General features: G+C 71.0%; 14 protein-coding genes. 8 read left to right on the top strand and 6 right to left on the bottom strand.

Features of this window, described 5'->3' with window-relative positions:
* Positions 1 to 75: 75 nt before the first annotated feature.
* Positions 76 to 1,938, bottom strand: coding sequence for a glutamine--fructose-6-phosphate transaminase (isomerizing) (gene glmS / locus QMG73_RS16240; RefSeq protein WP_281896332.1), 1,863 nt, complete (start codon positions 1,936 to 1,938; stop codon positions 76 to 78).
* Positions 1,939 to 2,084: 146 nt separating this feature from the next.
* Here glmS and QMG73_RS16235 point away from each other — a divergent pair, with 146 nt between their 5' ends.
* Positions 2,085 to 2,621 carry an MmpS family transport accessory protein gene (locus QMG73_RS16235; protein ID WP_281896330.1) on the top strand — a complete coding sequence of 179 codons (537 nt, stop codon included), beginning with the start codon at positions 2,085 to 2,087 and terminating at the stop codon, positions 2,619 to 2,621.
* A 42-nt stretch (positions 2,622 to 2,663) separates the two neighbouring features.
* Complete coding sequence (locus QMG73_RS16230) at positions 2,664 to 3,806, top strand: pyridoxal phosphate-dependent aminotransferase (protein WP_281896607.1); 1,143 nt, start codon at positions 2,664 to 2,666, stop codon at positions 3,804 to 3,806.
* On the opposite strand, the gene glmM is transcribed toward QMG73_RS16230, so the two are convergent.
* The 3 genes from glmM to rplM form a co-directional block, all read right to left on the bottom strand.
* A complete protein-coding gene (gene glmM / locus QMG73_RS16225) occupies positions 3,796 to 5,148 on the bottom strand; it encodes a phosphoglucosamine mutase (protein WP_281896327.1) in 1,353 nt (450 codons plus the stop codon). The two genes, QMG73_RS16230 and glmM, sit on opposite strands and share 11 nt — an antisense overlap.
* A 107-nt stretch (positions 5,149 to 5,255) precedes the next feature.
* Positions 5,256 to 5,717, bottom strand: coding sequence for a 30S ribosomal protein S9 (gene rpsI / locus QMG73_RS16220; protein WP_281896325.1), 462 nt, complete (start codon positions 5,715 to 5,717; stop codon positions 5,256 to 5,258).
* Positions 5,718 to 5,737: 20 nt separating this feature from the next.
* Entirely contained in the window at positions 5,738 to 6,181 is a 444-nt protein-coding gene (rplM, locus tag QMG73_RS16215; RefSeq protein ID WP_281896323.1) for a 50S ribosomal protein L13, read from the bottom strand.
* A gap of 235 nt (positions 6,182 to 6,416) precedes the next feature.
* Here rplM and QMG73_RS16210 point away from each other — a divergent pair, with 235 nt between their 5' ends.
* Entirely contained in the window at positions 6,417 to 7,778 is a 1,362-nt protein-coding gene (locus QMG73_RS16210; RefSeq protein WP_281896321.1) for an MFS transporter, read from the top strand.
* A 731-nt stretch (positions 7,779 to 8,509) separates the two neighbouring features.
* On the opposite strand, the gene QMG73_RS16205 is transcribed toward QMG73_RS16210, so the two are convergent.
* A complete protein-coding gene (locus QMG73_RS16205) occupies positions 8,510 to 8,803 on the bottom strand; it encodes a type II toxin-antitoxin system PemK/MazF family toxin (protein ID WP_281896318.1) in 294 nt (97 codons plus the stop codon).
* Positions 8,793 to 9,038 carry a DUF6364 family protein gene (locus tag QMG73_RS16200; RefSeq protein ID WP_281896315.1) on the bottom strand — a complete coding sequence of 82 codons (246 nt, stop codon included), beginning with the start codon at positions 9,036 to 9,038 and terminating at the stop codon, positions 8,793 to 8,795. The genes QMG73_RS16205 and QMG73_RS16200 overlap by 11 nt, the downstream gene beginning before the upstream one ends.
* A 158-nt stretch (positions 9,039 to 9,196) precedes the next feature.
* Between QMG73_RS16200 and QMG73_RS16195 the strand changes: the two genes are divergently transcribed.
* Genes QMG73_RS16195 through QMG73_RS16175 form a run of 5 tightly spaced genes read left to right on the top strand, consistent with a single transcriptional unit; the run spans position 9,197 to position 16,656 of the window.
* Positions 9,197 to 11,290, top strand: coding sequence for a molybdopterin oxidoreductase family protein (locus QMG73_RS16195; RefSeq protein ID WP_281896313.1), 2,094 nt, complete (start codon positions 9,197 to 9,199; stop codon positions 11,288 to 11,290).
* The gene (locus QMG73_RS16190; protein WP_407676807.1) at positions 11,287 to 12,723 is read left to right on the top strand and encodes an FAD-dependent oxidoreductase; all 1,437 of its coding nucleotides are present in this window, start codon (positions 11,287 to 11,289) and stop codon (positions 12,721 to 12,723) included. Before QMG73_RS16195 ends, QMG73_RS16190 begins: the two co-directional genes overlap by 4 nt.
* A complete protein-coding gene (gene nirB, locus QMG73_RS16185; RefSeq protein ID WP_281896312.1) occupies positions 12,720 to 15,233 on the top strand; it encodes a nitrite reductase large subunit NirB in 2,514 nt (837 codons plus the stop codon). Before QMG73_RS16190 ends, nirB begins: the two co-directional genes overlap by 4 nt.
* Positions 15,230 to 15,568, top strand: a complete 339-nt coding sequence (gene nirD, locus QMG73_RS16180) for a nitrite reductase small subunit NirD (protein WP_281896311.1) — start codon at positions 15,230 to 15,232, stop codon at positions 15,566 to 15,568. Before nirB ends, nirD begins: the two co-directional genes overlap by 4 nt.
* A complete protein-coding gene (locus QMG73_RS16175; protein WP_281896309.1) occupies positions 15,568 to 16,656 on the top strand; it encodes a uroporphyrinogen-III synthase in 1,089 nt (362 codons plus the stop codon). Before nirD ends, QMG73_RS16175 begins: the two co-directional genes overlap by 1 nt.
* Positions 16,657 to 16,673 lie beyond the last annotated feature (17 nt).

Below are 16,673 nucleotides of genomic sequence, written 5' to 3'. Positions count from 1 at the left end.
GAGCCGTAGTGGCCGACGACGGCGAACGACCCGAATTCCGGCTTGGGTTTACTTGAGGGACGCCCTGATCACGGCTTATTCGACTGTCACGCTCTTTGCGAGGTTGCGGGGCTGGTCGACGTCGTGGCCGCGGGTCGCGGCGATCTCGCAGGCGAGCACCTGCAGCGGCACGGTGGTCACCAGGGGCGCGAGGAGTGTCGGCGTGCGCGGCACCCGGACCAGGTGATCCGCGTATGGCTCGACAGCCGTGTCGCCCTCTTCGGCGATCACGATCGTGCGGGCGCCCCGGGCGCGCACCTCCTGGATGTTCGACACGATCTTGTCGTGCAGGACGCCCCGCCCAGCCGGCGACGGCACCACGCACACGACCGGGCAGCCCTGGTCGATCAGCGCGATCGGGCCGTGCTTGAGTTCGCCGGCGGCGAACCCCTCGGCGTGCATGTACGCCAGTTCCTTGAGCTTGAGGGCCCCTTCGAGCGCGACCGGGTATCCGACGTGGCGGCCGATGAAGAGCACGCTCTTGGCGTCGGCCAGCGACCGGGCCAGCTCACGCACCGGCTCCATGGTCTCCAGTACCTCGCGGACCTTGCCGGGCATCCGCTGGAGCTGCTCGACGACCGCGGCCACCTCGTCGGCGTACTTGATGCCCCGCACCTGTGCGAGGTGCAGGCCGACCAGGTAGCAGGCGATCAGCTGGGTCAGGAACGCCTTGGTCGAGGCGACCGCGATCTCCGGGCCGGCGTGCGTGTAGAGCACGGCGTCGGACTCGCGCGGGATCGTGGACCCGTTGGTGTTGCAGATGGCGAGCACGCGGGCCTTCTGCTCCTTGGCGTGCCGCAGCGCCATCAGCGTGTCCATGGTCTCGCCGGACTGGCTGATCGCCACGACCAGCGTCGAGCGGTCGAGCACCGGGTCCCGGTACCGGAACTCGCTGGCCAGCTCGACCTCGCACGGGATGCGCGTCCAGTGCTCGATGGCGTACTTGGCGACCATGCCGGCGTGGTACGCGGTGCCGCAGGCGACGATGAAGACCTTGTCGACGTCGCGCAGGTCCTGGTCGCTGAGGCGAACCTCGTCGAGGACGATGTCGCCGTTCTCCTTGAGCCGCCCGAGCAGCGTGTCCGCGATGGCATCCGGCTGCTCGGCGATCTCCTTGAGCATGAAGTAGTCGTAGCCGCCCTTCTCGGCGGCTGAGGCGTCCCAGTCGATGTGGAAGTCGCGGCCGGTGGCCGGCTCGCCGTCGAAGTCGGTGATCTCGATGCCGTCCGCGGTGATCAGCACGACCTGGTCCTGGCCCAGCTCGACCGCCTCGCGGGTGTGCTCGATGAACGCGGACACGTCGCTGGCGAGGAAGTTCTCACCCTCGCCACGACCGACCACCAGCGGGGAGTTGCGCCGGGCGCCGACCACCGCTCCGGGCGCGTCGGCCGACACGGCGAGCAGCGTGAACGCGCCCTGCAACAGCCGGCAGACGCGACGCATGCCCTCGGCGAGCGCCTGGGCACCGTCGCCGATCATCTCGCGGGCCAGCAGGTGCGCCACGCACTCGGTGTCGGTCTCGCTGGTGAACTCGACGCCGTCCGCCTCCAGCTCGGCGCGCAGCTTCGCGAAGTTTTCGATGATGCCGTTGTGGATCACCGCTACCCGGCCGTCGCGGGCGAGGTGCGGATGGGCGTTACGGTCGGTGGGACCGCCGTGGGTCGCCCAACGGGTGTGCCCGATGCCGGTGGTGCCCTGGGCGATACCGGCGATGTCGCCCTCGGCCAGCGCCTTCTCCAGGATGGCGAGCTTGCCGGCTCGCTTCTCGGTGAGCACCTCGTCGGCGGCGACGACCGCGACACCCGCCGAGTCGTACCCGCGGTATTCCAGCCGTCGCAGCCCGTCCATCACGATGCCCAGCGCCGGCCGCCCGCCGACGTACCCCACGATTCCACACATGCTCCGCAGCGTAGCGAAGAATCGCTCATCGTGCTTGCTCGAAAGTCGCCTTATCGCGCATCCGACATGAGCGTTTGACGAACAGCTGGGAACAATCGGACACCCGACTTGCCGAATCCGGTCAGAGTGCAAGACCGTGTCATCCGATGACCTATACCCAGCCGATGTACGAGCCGCCGCAACCGCCGCGGCCCAGACGCTCGAACGGCCCCTTGCTGGCCGTCGTGATCGTGCTTGCCGTGCTGCTCTGCGGCGGCAGCGGTGTGGCCGGCGTGCTGCTGGTCAACCAGAACAACGCCCCGGATGACCCGGTCAGCACGCCGACCGGCTACGCCGACCGGCCCGCCAAGGAGCCCACCAACGAGCCGCCGTCGAAGGAGCCGGACGGCGACGGTGGCCGCGAGGTGGTCTACGAGGTCACCGGCGAAGGCCCGGCCACCATCGTGTACGTCAAGCAGGACGGGCGAACCGTGGTGCAGGAGTCCGACGTCGAGCTGCCGTGGCGGCTGGAGTTGACCCTCGACGACAGCGCCGCCCTGGCCACCGTCACCGCCACCCGCGGTCTCCGGTCGAACGGCGCCGTCAACTGCCGCCTCACCATCGGCGGCAAAGAGGTGGCCAAGAAGTCCGCCTCCGGCACCTTCGCCACCGCGACCTGCACCAAGCTCGTGCTGCCTGGCTAGGCTCGACCCGTGACCACGGCTTACGAGGTCGGCGTCCAGCGGATGCGGCCCTTCGGCACCACGATCTTCGCGGAGATGTCGGCGCTCGCGGTGCGCACCGGCGCCGTCAACCTCGGCCAGGGCTTCCCCGACACCGACGGCCCGCCCGAGATGCTCGCCGCGGCGGCCGAGGCGCTGCGCGGCGGCCAGAACCAGTACCCGCCGGGACCGGGCATCCCCGCGCTGCGCGCGGCTGTCGCGGCTCATCAGCGGCGGTTCTGGGGGCTCGAGTACGACCCGGATGGCGAGGTGCTGGTCACCGCCGGAGCCACCGAGGCGATCGCGGCGGCCATCCTGGGCCTGTGCGAGGCCGGCGACGAGGTGGTCTGCTTCGAGCCCTACTACGACTCGTACGCCGCCTCCATCGCGCTCGCGGGCGCGGTGCGCAAGCCGGTCACGCTCCGGCCCGGCGCTTCCGGGTGGTACGAGTTCGATCCCGACGCGCTGCGGGCGGCGTTCGGCCCGCGCACCAAGCTGGTGCTGCTCAACTCGCCGCACAACCCCACCGGCAAGGTCTTCACCCCGGCCGAGCTGGCGCTCGTCGCGGAGCTGTGCCAGGAGCACGGGGCCTATGCGGTCACCGACGAGGTCTACGAGCACCTGGCCTTCACGGACGCCGCGGCGCCGCACATCCCGCTGGCCACGCTGCCCGGCATGCGCGACCGCACGTTGCGCATCTCATCTGCCGGCAAGACCTTCTCGTGTACTGGTTGGAAGATCGGCTGGGCGAGTGGCCCGGCGCACCTGGTGACCGCCGCGATGCGGGTCAAGCAGTTCCTCACGTACGTCAACGGCGCGCCGTTCCAGCCCGCCGTCGCCGTGGCGCTGGGCCTGCCCGACAGCTACTACGAGGAGTTCCGCGCCGGCCTCCAGCAGCGGCGGGATCAGCTCGTTGCCGGTCTGAGCGCCGCTGGGTTCGGCGTGCTGCCGTCCGAGGGCACGTACTTCGTGACCACCGACATCACCCCGTTGGGCGGGACCGACGGCATGGCGTTCTGCCGCACGCTGCCCGAGCGCAGCGGTGTGGTGGCGGTGCCGACCGAGGTCTTCTACGACGACACGGCGGCCGGCCAGCACCTGGTGCGGTTCGCCTTCTGCAAGCGCCCCGAAGTCATCGAGGAAGCGGTCCGCCGCCTCAGCTCTTAGCCGGGGACGCCTCGCGGACCACCGCCGCGATGCGCTCGGCCACCTCGCGGGCGGTGTCGACCGTCGCCGCTTCGACCATGACCCGCACCAGCGGCTCCGTGCCCGACGGGCGGAGCAGCACGCGGCCGGTCGCGCCCAGCTGGGCCTCGACCTCGGCGGTCGCCGCCAGCACCTCGGGCGCCGAGGCGCCCGCCTGACGGTCGCCGACCGGCACGTTGATCAGTACCTGCGGCAGCTTGGTGACCACGGACGCCAGGTCGGCGAGCGACCGGCCGGTGGCGGCCATCCGTGCCATCAGGTGCAGCCCGGTGAGGATGCCGTCGCCGGTCGTGGCGTACGCCGGCATCACGACGTGCCCGCTCTGCTCACCGCCCAGCGCGAGCCCCGACGCGCGCAGCTCCTCCAGCACGTACCGGTCGCCGACCTTGGTCTCGACGAGGCGGACGCCCGCCTCTGCCATCGCGAGCCGCAGCCCGAGGTTGCTCATCACGGTCGCGACCAGCGTGTCGGCGGTCAGCGCGCCCGCGTCACGCATCGCGAGCGCCAGGATCGCCATGATCTCGTCGCCGTCGACCTCAGCACCGTCTGCCGTGACGGTCAGGCACCGGTCGGCGTCGCCGTCGTGCGCGATACCCAGGTGGGCGCCGTGCTCGCGGACGGCGGCCTTCAGCGGCTCCAGATGGGTCGAGCCGCAGCCGTCGTTGATGTTGAGCCCGTCCGGCTCGGCGTGGATCGCGATGACCTCGGCGCCGGCTTCCTCGTACGCGGCCGGCGCGACCTCGGACGCGGCGCCGTTGGCGCAGTCGACCACGACCTTCAGGCCGTCGAGCCGGTGCGGGACCGTGCCGACGAGGTGCTGTACGTAGTGGTCGGTGCCGTCGAGCAGGTCGTGCACGCGGCCGATACCGCCGGCCACCGGCCGGGCACCGCCAGCGCCCCTCTCCACCGCCGCCTCGATCGTCATCTCGACCTCGTCGGGCAGCTTGTGCCCGCCAGCGGCGAAGAGCTTGATGCCGTTGTCCGGCATCGGGTTGTGCGAGGCGGAGAGCATGACCCCCAGGTCGGCCTTGGCCTCGGCGGTGAGGAACGCCACGCCGGGAGTGGGCAGCACGCCGACACGTACCACGTTGGCGCCGGCGCTGGTGAGGCCCGCCACCACGGCGGCTTCCAGCATCTCGCCGCTGGCGCGCGGGTCGCGACCGACCACCGCGAGCGGCGGGTGGCTGCGGTCGGACTCGGCGAGCGTCCGCGCCGCCGCCATCGCGACCGCCATAGCGAGCTCGGGCGTGAGGTCCGCGTTGGCCCGGCCACGGATTCCATCGGTGCCGAAGAGACGACCCATGCGCGTAAGCCTTCCAGGGGGAGCGCCGGTACGGCGGCAGCGAAACGGCCGGCACCGCGGCCCCGGATGGGGGGCGGGCCGGCCGTCCGATCAGGCGTGCAAGCGTGTCAGCGCTTGGAGTACTGCGGCGCCTTACGGGCCTTCTTGAGGCCGTACTTCTTGCTTTCCTTGACCCGCGCGTCACGGGTGAGGAAGCCGGCCTTCTTCAGCGCCGGCCGGTCGTCGACGTCGTTGACGCAGAGCGCCCGCGCGATGCCCAGGCGCAGCGCGCCAGCCTGACCGGTGATGCCGCCGCCCCGCAGGTTGGCGATGATGTCGAAAGCTTCCGCCTTCTCGGCGGTCACCAGCGGCTCGCGGATGAGCTGCTGGTGAACCTTGCTCGGGAAGTACTCCTCGATGTCGCGACCGTTGCAGGTCACCTTGCCGGTGCCCGGAACGATGCGCACCCGGACGATGGCCTCCTTGCGGCGGCCCACCGTCTGGATCGGCCGGTCGCCGCGCGGCACGCGCGCCACCGTCACCGGAGCGACGTCGGCGGCCGGCGGGGTCGGGACGATGGTGTCGGTCATGCTGTTTCCTTCGCCCGCGCTCACTGCGCGATCTGCTTGATCTCGAACGGCACCGGCTGCTGGGCCGTGTGCGGGTGCTCTGGGCCGGCGTACACCTTCAGCTTCTTGATCAGCTTACGGCCGAGCCGGTTGTGCGGGAGCATGCCACGAACGGCCAGCTCGATGGCCCGGTCGGGGCGCTTGGCAAGCAGCTCCTCGTAGCCAACCTGCTTCAGACCGCCCGGGTAGCCGGAGTGGCGGTAGGCGACCTTCGTCGCGCGCTTGTTGCCGGTCAGCGCCACCTTGCCAGCGTTCACGATCACCACGAAGTCGCCGGTGTCGACGTGCGGGGCGAAGGTCGGCTTGTGCTTGCCGCGCAGGAGCGTGGCGGCGTGGGTCGCCAGACGGCCCAAAACGACGTCAGCGGCGTCGATGACGTGCCACTGACGCTCGATCTCACCCGGCTTCGGGCTGTACGTACGCACAGGTTTACCTTGTCTCGTCGTCGGACTGGGGCGCATGCTGGGTCCGCCGCTACGGGGGCAGCGCTCACGGCATAGCACAACAGCAGGCAACAATACCCGGTCGCCCGCACCAGGGTCAAAGTGGGCCGGACCGTCCTCCTCACAACCCTGACGGCCTGGCTGGTAGGCCGAGTTTTACACCCCGGGTACATCCGGTGGAACCCGGCGGCAAAATCTCCTCCATAACTTGCTCGTCATGAGTACGACACTGACCCCTCCCGCGGCTGCCGCGGCTGCTCCGGCCGCGAAGGGCCGGTGGATCACCGACTGGAACCCCGAGGACGAGACCTTCTGGGCCACGACCGGCCGCAAAGTGGCACGCCGTAACCTAATCTTCTCAATCTTCGCAGAGAACCTCGGGTTCTCGGTCTGGACGATCTGGAGCGTGGTCGTCGTCGCGCTGCCGGCGTCGCAGTTCCCGTACTCGGTCGACCAGCGATTCTGGCTGGTGGCACTGCCCAACCTGATCGGCGCGCTGATGCGCATCCCGTACACCTTCGCGGTCACCCGCCTCGGCGGGCGCACCTGGACCATGATCAGCGCCCTGCTGCTGCTCATCCCGATCGCCGGCCTGACGGTGGCGATCACCGCGAAGCCGCCGTACTGGGTGGTGCTCGCGCTCGCCGCGACGGCTGGCTTCGGTGGTGGCAACTTCGCCTCCTCCATGACGAACATCTCCTTCTTCTATCCGGAGAAGAAGAAGGGTGCCGCGCTCGGCTTCAACGCGGCCGGCGGCAACATCGGCATCAGCACCATGCAGCTCTTCGTGCCGATGGTGCTGGCGGTCGGGCTGGTGTACGGCGGGCTCATGTGGCTGCCACTGGTACTGGCCGCGGCGGTGTGCGCGCGCTTCTTCATGAACAACCTGGCGGTCGCGAAGACACCCTTCAAGGCCCAGTTCGCCACCGTCAAGCGGCTGCACACATGGATCATGTCCTTCCTCTACATCGGCACGTTCGGCTCGTTCCTCGGGTACTCGGCGACGTTTCCGCTGGTCCTGAAGCTGCAGTTCCCTGACGCGCCCACCGCGCACATCGGGGCGGCCACGATCACGTTGGCGTTCAGCGGCCCACTGATCGGCTCCCTCGCCCGCCCCGTCGGCGGCTGGCTCTCCGACAAGGTGGGCGGCGCTCGGGTCACCGCCGTCTGCTTCACCCTCATGGGCATCGGCTCGTACGGCGTGGTGACCGCGGCCAACAACAAGAGCATGGGCCTGTTCCTGGCCTCGTTCTGGCTGCTCTTCACGGCAGCCGGTGCCGGCAACGGCTCGACGTACCGGATGATCCCGGCGATCTTCGCGGCGAAGTCCCCCGACCTGGCCACGGCCAAGCGGGAGTCGGCGGCGACCCTGGGCATCGCGGGCGCGATCGGCGCGGTGGGCGGTTTCTACCTGCCTCGCGCGATCTCCGACTCCTACACCGCGACCGGCGGTATCACGACGGCCTTCACCTGGTTCGGCGTGATGTACGCGACCTGCCTGTTCGTCACCTGGTGGTGCTACATGCGCCGCCGCGTCCTGGTCGCCCAGGTCCCCAGCCTGGCCCACGCCACCGTCTAGCTCCACCCGCTGGCCGGCTCCACCCCCTCGGCGGCCCGCCGCCGTGCGCCCCCGTTACCCCCGCCGCGCCCCGCGCGGCGGGGGCCTCTTTTCGCCGATCAAGGGCAAACGCACGCGGTTCTATCTCCGATCCGCGTGCAGGCGCCGCCTGGCGAGCGCGGCACGGCGTGTCGCCACGCCGCTTGCGCCGATCAAGGGCGAACACACGCGGTTGGATCTCTTTCCGCGTGTATTCGCCCTTGATCGATGCGAATGCCCTTGATCGGCGCGGCGCGGTGCGCGGACAACGCGGTGCGGACAACGCGGTGCGGACAACGCGGTGCGGACAACGCGGTGCGGACAACGCGGTGCAAGGGCTTGTGCGAGCGTGTAGCGCTGCCGGGCTGGGTCCGCTGGTGATCGCTTGATGCCGCAACTTCGCCGAACTTGCGGCCCCGCACCCTACGGGATGCCGCGTTATCCCGGAACTTGCGGCATCGACCGGCGACGCCCTCCCGCGTACGGCGCGGCGTACGGGCCGAACGCCCCCAGGGCCGCCCGCCGGCGGCGCGGGCGCGCGACGACGCCGACGGCCGCCGCGATCAAGGAAGGTCGCATCGATCAAGGGCGAAAACACGCGGTTTTGCGATCAAAGCGCGTGCATCTGCCCTTGATCGGCGCAAGAGAGCGCGCGGGGCGCGGGGCCGGCGCGGCCCCCGCAACGCGGCGCGGCGCGCCGCGCGGCGGGCGGGTTAGAGGTCTTGGATTATGCGTAGGGCTCGGGCGACCTTGTTCATGGTGTCGGTGTCTGCGTAGTCGACGCACTCGGTGAACCACTTTTTCATCGGCGACGACAGCCGATCGGGCATCACCACGTACTGGCCCATCTGCACAGCGAGCGGCGAGTCGCGCAGCAACTCCTCCTCCACCACCTCGGCCACCACGACGATCGGCACGTCGGTGCTGTTGTAGACGTCTGAGCTGATCACGAGGCCGAGCCGCTCGCGGGCGCCCTCCACCCGCCAGATCTCGCCCCTACGAAGCACGGAAGATCGCCGCGTCGACCATCGCCACTTCGCGTTCGTCGGCGAGCGCGTCGGCTTCCAGGTCGAAGCCGGCACGGTTGACCGCCGCAGCGTGCGCGGTGAAGACCTCGCGGAGCGCCTTTTCGCGGGCGGCTTGATCCATCCAGGCGGACAAAGAGAGCCCCTCGCGCTTCGCGAAGCGGCGCGCCTCCTCGATGGTGTCGTCCGGGAACGACAGCGTCACCTTCTTGGTCATGCGCTGAAGCGTACCGCCGGTATGACCAGGTGTCACCCCAAGCCAACCGCCGTCCAGGAAGGGCTGACCGTCTGCCAACAGGGCTAGTGAACCTCTCTTAGCAGGCTCGAAACAATCGGGACGCGGTGGCGAAACCGCTGCTCGGCACGCTTCGAGACATGACAGGCGGTGCGGAGGCGGTGACGGCGACCCGGGAGGTCGCCACACATTGTCCGTACTGTGCCCTGCAGTGCGGCATGACTCTTCGGGCCACCCCGGAGGGAAAAACCGAGGTGCTGGCCAGGCAGTTCCCGACCAACCGGGGCGGCATGTGCCAGAAGGGCTGGACGTCGGCGGAGCTGCTCGACCACCCCGACCGTCTCCTGACGCCACTCGTCAGAGAAGACGGCGCGTTGAGACCGGCCACCTGGGAAGAGGCCCTCGACAAGATCGCCGGCGCGATCGGGAGGATCCAGGACGAGCACGGCCGGGACGCCGTGGCGGTCTTCGGTGGCGGTGGCCTCACCAACGAGAAGGCGTACGCGCTGGGCAAGTTCGCCCGCGTCGGCCTGCGTACGAAGAACATCGACTACAACGGCCGGTTCTGCATGTCGTCGGCGGCCGCGGCGGGCATGAAGGCGTTCGGCGTCGACCGGGGCCTCCCCTTCCCGCTCAGTGACATCGGCGAAGCCGACACGCTGCTGCTCGTCGGCGCCAACGTGGCCGAGACGATGCCGCCGTTCGCGCGCTACCTCACCGAGCAGAAGCAGCGCGGCGGCACGCTGATCGTCATCGACCCGCGGCTCACCACGACCGCGCGGCAGGCCACCCTGCACCTCCAGCCGACGCCGGGCACCGATCTGGCGCTCGCCAACGCGCTGCTGCACATCGTGCTCAGCGAAGGCTGGATAGACAAGGACTACATCGCCGCCCGCACGACCGGGTTCGCCGACGTGCGGCGCACGGTCGCGAGCTACTGGCCGGCCCGGGTCGAGCGGATGACCGGCGTGCCGGTCGCCGACCTGGAGGCCGCCGCCCGCGCGCTGGCGAGCGGCGGAAAGACCATCATCCTGACCGCGCGCGGCGCCGAGCAGCACGCCAAGGGCGTCGACACGGTCACCGCGTACATCAATCTGGCGCTCGCGCTCGGCCTGCCCGGACGGCCGGGATCGGGGTACGGCTGCCTCACCGGCCAGGGCAACGGGCAGGGCGGGCGCGAGCACGGGCAGAAGGCCGACCAGCTGCCCGGGTACCGGAAGATCGACGACCCGGCGGCGCGTGCCCACGTGGCCGCGGTGTGGGGCGTGGACCCTGACGAGCTGCCCGGCCCCGGTGTGTCGGCCTACGAGCTGCTCGACTCGCTGGGCACGCCGGGCGGCCCGAAGGCCATGCTGGTTTTCGGCTCCAACCCGGTCGTGTCGGCGCCGCGCGCCGCGCACATCGAGGAGCGCATCAGGAGCCTCGACCTGCTGGTCGTCTCCGACTTCGTGCTGTCCGAGACCGCGGCGCTCGCCGACGTGGTGCTGCCCACCGCCCAGTGGGCCGAGGAAGACGGCACGATGACCAACCTGGAGGGGCGGGTGCTGCGGCGCCACGCCCTCCGAGAGCCACCGCCAGGAGTGAGGACGGACCTGGCGGTGATCGCTGAGCTGGCCTCCCGGCTCGGCACCGGCGACCGGTTCACCACCGAGCCGCGCGCCGTGTTCGAGGAGCTGCGGCGTGCTTCGGCTGGGGGCACGGCCGACTACGCAGGCGTGACGTGGGAGCGGGTCGACGCTGAGGACGGCGTGTTCTGGCCGTGCCCATCGGTGGACCAACCGGGTACGCCGCGGCTCTTCGTCGACACCTTCGCCACTCCAGACGGCCGGGCGCGGTTCCTGCCGGTCGAGCACCGTCCCGCCGCCGAGGAGGTCGACGCGGAGTACCCGCTCTATCTCACGACGGGCCGGGTGCTGGCCCAGTACCAGTCCGGGGCGCAGACCCGGCGCATCGGCCCGCTGCGCAAGGCGGCGCCGAACGCGTTCGTGGAGATGCACCCCGACCTGGCCGCCCGCCTCGGCGTCGAGCACGGCGACGAGGTGGTGGTCACCAGCCGGCGCGGTCAGATGCGGGCTCCCGCCCGCCTGACCGAGACGATCCGGCCGGACACAGTTTTCGCGCCGTTCCACTGGGGCGGCGCGGCCCGGGCCAACTCACTGACGAGCGACGCCCTCGACCCGACGTCTCGAATGCCGGAGTTCAAGGTGTGCGCAGTCAAGGTGGAATTGGCATGAAGGTAGTGATTGTCGGCTACGGGATGGCGGGGTCGCGGCTCGCCGCCGAGCTCCGCGACCGTGGCACCGACATGAAGATCACCGTGCTCGGTGCGGAACAGCACCGGGCCTACAACCGGATCATGTTGTCCAGCGTCCTCGCCGGCAAGGTGGGCGAGCGCGACGTGGAGATCACCGAGGCCGCCGGCCACGGGATCGACCTGCGCCCCGGGGTCACGGTCACCGCCGTCGACCGCGCCGCGCGCCAGCTCACCACCGCCGATGGCGAGCAGATCGAGTACGACCACCTGGTACTCGCCACCGGCAGCCGCGCCCTCGTGCCGCCGCTCGCGGGGCTGGACACCACGAACCTGCCGGACCGGGTGGCGGTGTTCCGCACGCTCGACGACTGCCGGCGGATCCTCGCCACCGCTGACGGCGCGCGCACGGCCCTGGTACTCGGTGGCGGTCTGCTCGGTCTCGAAGCCGCGCGTGGCCTCGCGGCCCGCGGCCTGGACGTGCAGGTCGTGCACGCGGTCGGGCACCTGATGGAGCGCCAGCTGGACCCCGGCGCGAGCGCCGTGCTGGTGCGGACACTGGCCGGCATCGGCATCACCGCCCACCTCGACGCGATGGCGTCGTCCGTGACCGCCGGCCCCGACAGCGTGACGCTCGGCCTCGCCGGCGGCCGCGAGCTGACCGCCGACCTGCTGGTGGTGGCCTGTGGCGTGCGGCCCGAAACCGAGATGGCCCGCACCGCCGGCCTCACCGTCGAGCGGGGCATCGTGGTCGACGACCGGATGCGCACCAGCGACCCGGCGATCTCCGCGATCGGCGACTGCGCCCAGCACGATGGCGTGGTCAGCGGCCTGGTGGCGCCCGCGTGGGAGCAGGCACGGATCGTCGCCCGCGTGCTGGCCGGCGACGACCCGACGGCACGGTACCGGCCGCTTCCGGTGGTCACGCGGCTCAAGGCCGCGGGCATCGATCTCGCCGCCATGGGTAACCCGGCGCCCGAGGGTGCCGTGGCGGAGGAGCTGAGCTTCGCCGACCCCGTCCGCGGCACGTACGCGAAGCTGACGATCGTCGACGAACGGCTGACCGGCGCCATCATGCTCGGCGACAACCCGGCGATCGGCACGGTGATCCAGCTCTTCGACCGTGGCGCTCCGGTGCCGGTCGACCGTCGTGCTCTGCTGCTCGGCCGTGCCATCGGCGGTGGCGCGGCGGTGACGGCGGAGTCGCCGGCGCTCATGCCCGACGCCGTGACGGTCTGCCAGTGCAACACGGTCACCAAGGGAACACTGGTGCGCTGCTGGCGCTCCGGTGCGCGGTCCGTCGACGACGTGGTCGCCGCGACCAGGGCCACCACGGGCTGCGGCACGTGCCGCGACGCCGTGGAGGGCATCGTCGAATGGCTTTCCACTGTGGACTCGACGGAGGTCGCCGCATGAAAAACCTGGTGGTCGTCGGCAACGGCATGGTCGGCCAGCGGTTCGTGGAAGCGGTGCGCTCCCGCGACACCACCGGCGAGTGGCGGATCACCGTCCTCGCCGAAGAGGGCCGGCCGGCGTACGACCGGGTGCGGTTGTCGGCGTTCTTCGACGGGGTGAGCCCCGAGGAGTTGAGCCTGCACACCCCGGACGACGAGGTCGACCTGCGGCTCGGCGAGCCGGTGGTCAGCCTCGACCGCGAGCGGCGGGTGGCCGTGACGGGTGCCGGCGAGTACCCGTACGACGCCCTGGTACTCGCGACGGGCTCCTACCCTTTCGTGCCACCGATCGACGGCCGGGACCTGTCCGGCGTCTTCGTGTACCGCACGCTCGACGACCTTGAGGCGATCCGCGACTTCGCCAAGGGCAAGCGCACGGGTGCCGTGATCGGTGGCGGCCTGCTCGGTCTCGAGGCGGCCAACGCGCTGCGCCTGCTCGACCTGTCGACGCACGTGATCGAGTTCGCGCCGCGGCTGATGCCGGTACAGGTCGACGAGGCGGGCGGCGCGATGCTGCGGCGGTACGTCGAGGACCTGGACGTCAAGGTGCACACCGGTGCCGCGACGACGGCGATCCGCCCCCGTAACGACGGTGACGTACACGGTTTGACGCTGTCGAACGGCGAGTGGATCCAGGCGGACATCGTGGTGGTCGCGGCGGGCGTCCGGCCGCGCGACGACGTGGCGCGCGCCGCCGGTATCGCGGTTGGCGACCGGGGCGGCATCCTCGTCGACGGCACCTGCCAGACCTCCGACGACCGGATCTTCGCGATCGGCGAGTGCGCCGCGGTCGACGGGCTCTGCTACGGCCTGGTCGCACCCGGGTACGCGATGGCCGAGGTGGTGGCCGACCGGCTGCTCGGCGGCCAGGCGACGTTCCCCGGTGCCGACCTGTCGACCAAGCTGAAGCTGCTCGGTGTCGACGTGGCGTCCTTCGGCGACGCGCACGGCACCACCGAGGGCTGCCTCGACGTGACGTTCACCGACCCCGCCACCCGGGTGTACGCGAAGCTCGTGCTCTCCGACGACGCCCAGACCCTGCTCGGCGGCGTTCTCGTCGGCGACGCCACGGCGTACCCGACGCTGCGCGCCAGCGTCGGCGGCGCGCTGCCCGGCCCGCCGCTCGCGCTGCTCGCGCCCGAGTCCGAGGGCGGCGGCACCGGAGCCGGCATCGCCGCGCTCCCGGGCAGCGCGCAGGTCTGCTCCTGCAACGCCGTCACCAAGGACCAGATCATCGGCGCGATCCACGAGGGCTGCACCGACGTGGGCGCGATCAAGTCGTGTACTCGCGCCGGCACGAGCTGTGGCTCCTGCGTACCGATGCTCAAGCAGTTGCTGGCCGTCTCCGGCGTACAGATGTCGAAGGCGCTGTGCGAGCACTTCGACCACAGCAGGCAGGAGCTGTTCGAGATCATCCGGGTGCGCGGCATCCGGACGTTCTCGCAGCTCGTCGCCGAGCACGGGCGCGGGCGGGGCTGCGACATCTGCAAGCCGGCGGTGGCGTCGATCCTGGCGGCGCTCGGCAGCGGGTACATCCTGGATGGCGAGCAGGCCGCGCTGCAGGACACCAACGACCACTTCCTCGCCAACATCCAGAAGGACGGCACCTACTCTGTGGTGCCGCGCATTCCCGGTGGCGAGATCACGCCGGAGAAGCTGATCGTCATCGGCGAGGTGGCGCGCGACTTCAACCTGTACACGAAGATCACGGGTGGCCAGCGGATCGACCTGTTCGGCGCGCGCGTCGAGCAGTTGCCCCAGATCTGGCGCCGGCTGGTCGACGCTGGGTTCGAATCGGGTCACGCGTACGGCAAGGCGCTGCGCACGGTCAAGTCGTGCGTCGGCAGCACGTGGTGCCGGTACGGCGTGCAGGACTCGGTCGGGCTGGCGGTCGCGCTGGAGCTGCGGTACCGCGGGCTGCGCGCCCCGCACAAGCTCAAGTCGGCGGTGTCCGGCTGCGCCCGGGAGTGCGCCGAGGCGCGCAGCAAGGACTTCGGCGTCATCGCCACTGACAACGGCTGGAACCTGTACGTCGGCGGCAACGGCGGCTTCCGCCCGCGCCACGCCGACCTCTTCGCCAGCGATCTGTCCACTGAGGAGCTGGTCCGGCTGATCGACCGGTTCCTGATGTTCTACATCCGCACCGCCGACCGGCTGCAGCGCACCGCGGCGTGGATCGAGGCCATGGAGGGCGGCCTCGACCACCTGCGCGCGGTCATCGTCGACGACTCCCTCGGTCTCTGCGACGAGCTGGACGCCGCGATGGCCCAGCACGTCGGCGCGTACGAGGACGAGTGGCGGGCGACCATCGAAGACCCCGAGCGAGTCCGGCGCTTCACCTCCTTCGTCAACGCGCCGGACACCCCCGACCCCTCGATCAGCTTCGAGGTGGAGCGCGGGCAGCCGGTCCCGGCTCTGGGAGAGCGCCGCCCGGTGACGCTCGGCCTTCCGACCATGGGAGCACGCCAATGACGGACACACTTACTCAACAGTGGACAGTCGTCTGCCCGTACGACCGGGTGGATCCGGAACGCGGCGTGGCCGCGCTCGTCGGCGGCGAGCAGGTGGCCATCTTCCGTACGTTCGACGGCAGCCTGTACGCCATCGGCAACCGCGACCCGATCGCCGGCGCCTACGTGATGTCGCGGGGCATCGTCGGCACCCGGGGCGACGCGCCGACCGTCGCCTCCCCGCTGCACAAGCAGGTGTACGACCTGCGCACCGGCGAGTGCCTCGACGAGCCCGGGGTGTCCGTACCCGTCTACAACGTCCGGTTGCGCGACGACATGATCGAGATCTCGCGCTAATGTCCGACGAACTCTCCGGCTTCACGGTCGGAGTGACCGCCGACCGGCGTCGCGACGAGCTGGCCGCCTTGCTGGAGCGGCGCGGCGCCCGGGTCGTACTGGCACCAGCGCTGCGCATCGTGCCGCTCGCCGACGACACCGAGTTGCGTGCTGCGACCCGCGCGTGCCTCGAATCCCCGCCCGACGTGGTGATGGCCAACACCGGCATCGGCATGCGCGGCTGGCTGGAGGCCGCCGAGGGCTGGGGGCTGGCCGAGTCGTTGAAGTCGGTGCTGGGCGGCGCCTACATCGTGGCTCGCGGGCCCAAGGCGCGCGGCGCGATCCGGGCCGCCGGCCTGCACGACGAGTGGTCGGCGCCCGGCGAGAGCTGCGACGAGGTGATCGAGCACCTCCAGCAGCGCGGCGTCGCCGGGCAAGTGGTCGCCATGCAACTGCACGGCGAGCGCCAGCCGGAGTGCACGGCCGCCCTGGAGGCCGCCGGGGCGACCGTGATCGAGGTGCCCGTGTACCGCTGGGCGCCGCCGACCGACCCCGCTCCCCTGCACCGCCTGGTCGACCTGGTCACCGGCCGGCTCGTCGACGCGGTCACGTTTACGTCGGCGCCCGCCGTTGGCGCGCTGCTGCGTGCCGCCGGGGCGGGCGGTGACGCGGTGCTCGACGCGCTGCGCTCCGACGTGATGGCCGCCTGCGTCGGTCCGGTCACGGCGGCGCCGCTGCGCCGGTACGGGGTGCCGGTGGTGGCGCCGACGCGGGCCAGGCTCGGCGCGCTGGTTCGCACGATCGTCGACGAGCTGCCGCAGCGGGCGGTGAACCTCAAGGTGGCCGGTCACGTGCTGACGCTTCGGGGCCACGCCGCCGTGGTCGACGGCGAGCTGCGGCCGCTGGCGCCGGCGCCGATGGCGGTGCTGCGGGCACTGGCGGGTACGCCGGGGCGGGTGCTCTCGCGGGCGGCGCTGCTGCGTACGTTGCCGCGGGGCGCCGATGAGCACGCGGTGGAGATGGCGGTGGCCCGCCTCCGGGCAGGTCTGGGCGCACCGGGCGTCGTCCAGACCGTGGTGAAGCGCGGCTACCGCCTGCCTGTCGACTGACCCCCTCCGTGATCATT

Source organism: Phytohabitans aurantiacus (assembly GCF_027923225.1).
GTDB classification, from domain to species: domain Bacteria; phylum Actinomycetota; class Actinomycetes; order Mycobacteriales; family Micromonosporaceae; genus Phytohabitans; species Phytohabitans aurantiacus.
Note: the sequence above shows the minus strand (reverse complement) of the source record. Positions and strands in the feature narration are given on the sequence as shown.

Coding starts and splice junctions, on each gene's coding strand:
- QMG73_RS16235 (WP_281896330.1), top strand. CDS start 2,085: ATGACCTATACCCAGCCGATGTACGAGCCGCCGCAACCGCCGCGGCCC.
- rpsI (WP_281896325.1), bottom strand. CDS start 5,717: ATGACCGACACCATCGTCCCGACCCCGCCGGCCGCCGACGTCGCTCCG.
- QMG73_RS16200 (WP_281896315.1), bottom strand. CDS start 9,038: ATGACCAAGAAGGTGACGCTGTCGTTCCCGGACGACACCATCGAGGAG.
- QMG73_RS16175 (WP_281896309.1), top strand. CDS start 15,568: ATGTCCGACGAACTCTCCGGCTTCACGGTCGGAGTGACCGCCGACCGG.
- QMG73_RS16230 (WP_281896607.1), top strand. CDS start 2,664: ATGCGGCCCTTCGGCACCACGATCTTCGCGGAGATGTCGGCGCTCGCG.
- QMG73_RS16210 (WP_281896321.1), top strand. CDS start 6,417: ATGAGTACGACACTGACCCCTCCCGCGGCTGCCGCGGCTGCTCCGGCC.
- glmS (WP_281896332.1), bottom strand. CDS start 1,938: ATGTGTGGAATCGTGGGGTACGTCGGCGGGCGGCCGGCGCTGGGCATC.
- QMG73_RS16190 (WP_407676807.1), top strand. CDS start 11,287: ATGAAGGTAGTGATTGTCGGCTACGGGATGGCGGGGTCGCGGCTCGCC.
- QMG73_RS16195 (WP_281896313.1), top strand. CDS start 9,197: ATGACAGGCGGTGCGGAGGCGGTGACGGCGACCCGGGAGGTCGCCACA.
- nirD (WP_281896311.1), top strand. CDS start 15,230: ATGACGGACACACTTACTCAACAGTGGACAGTCGTCTGCCCGTACGAC.
- nirB (WP_281896312.1), top strand. CDS start 12,720: ATGAAAAACCTGGTGGTCGTCGGCAACGGCATGGTCGGCCAGCGGTTC.
- glmM (WP_281896327.1), bottom strand. CDS start 5,148: ATGGGTCGTCTCTTCGGCACCGATGGAATCCGTGGCCGGGCCAACGCG.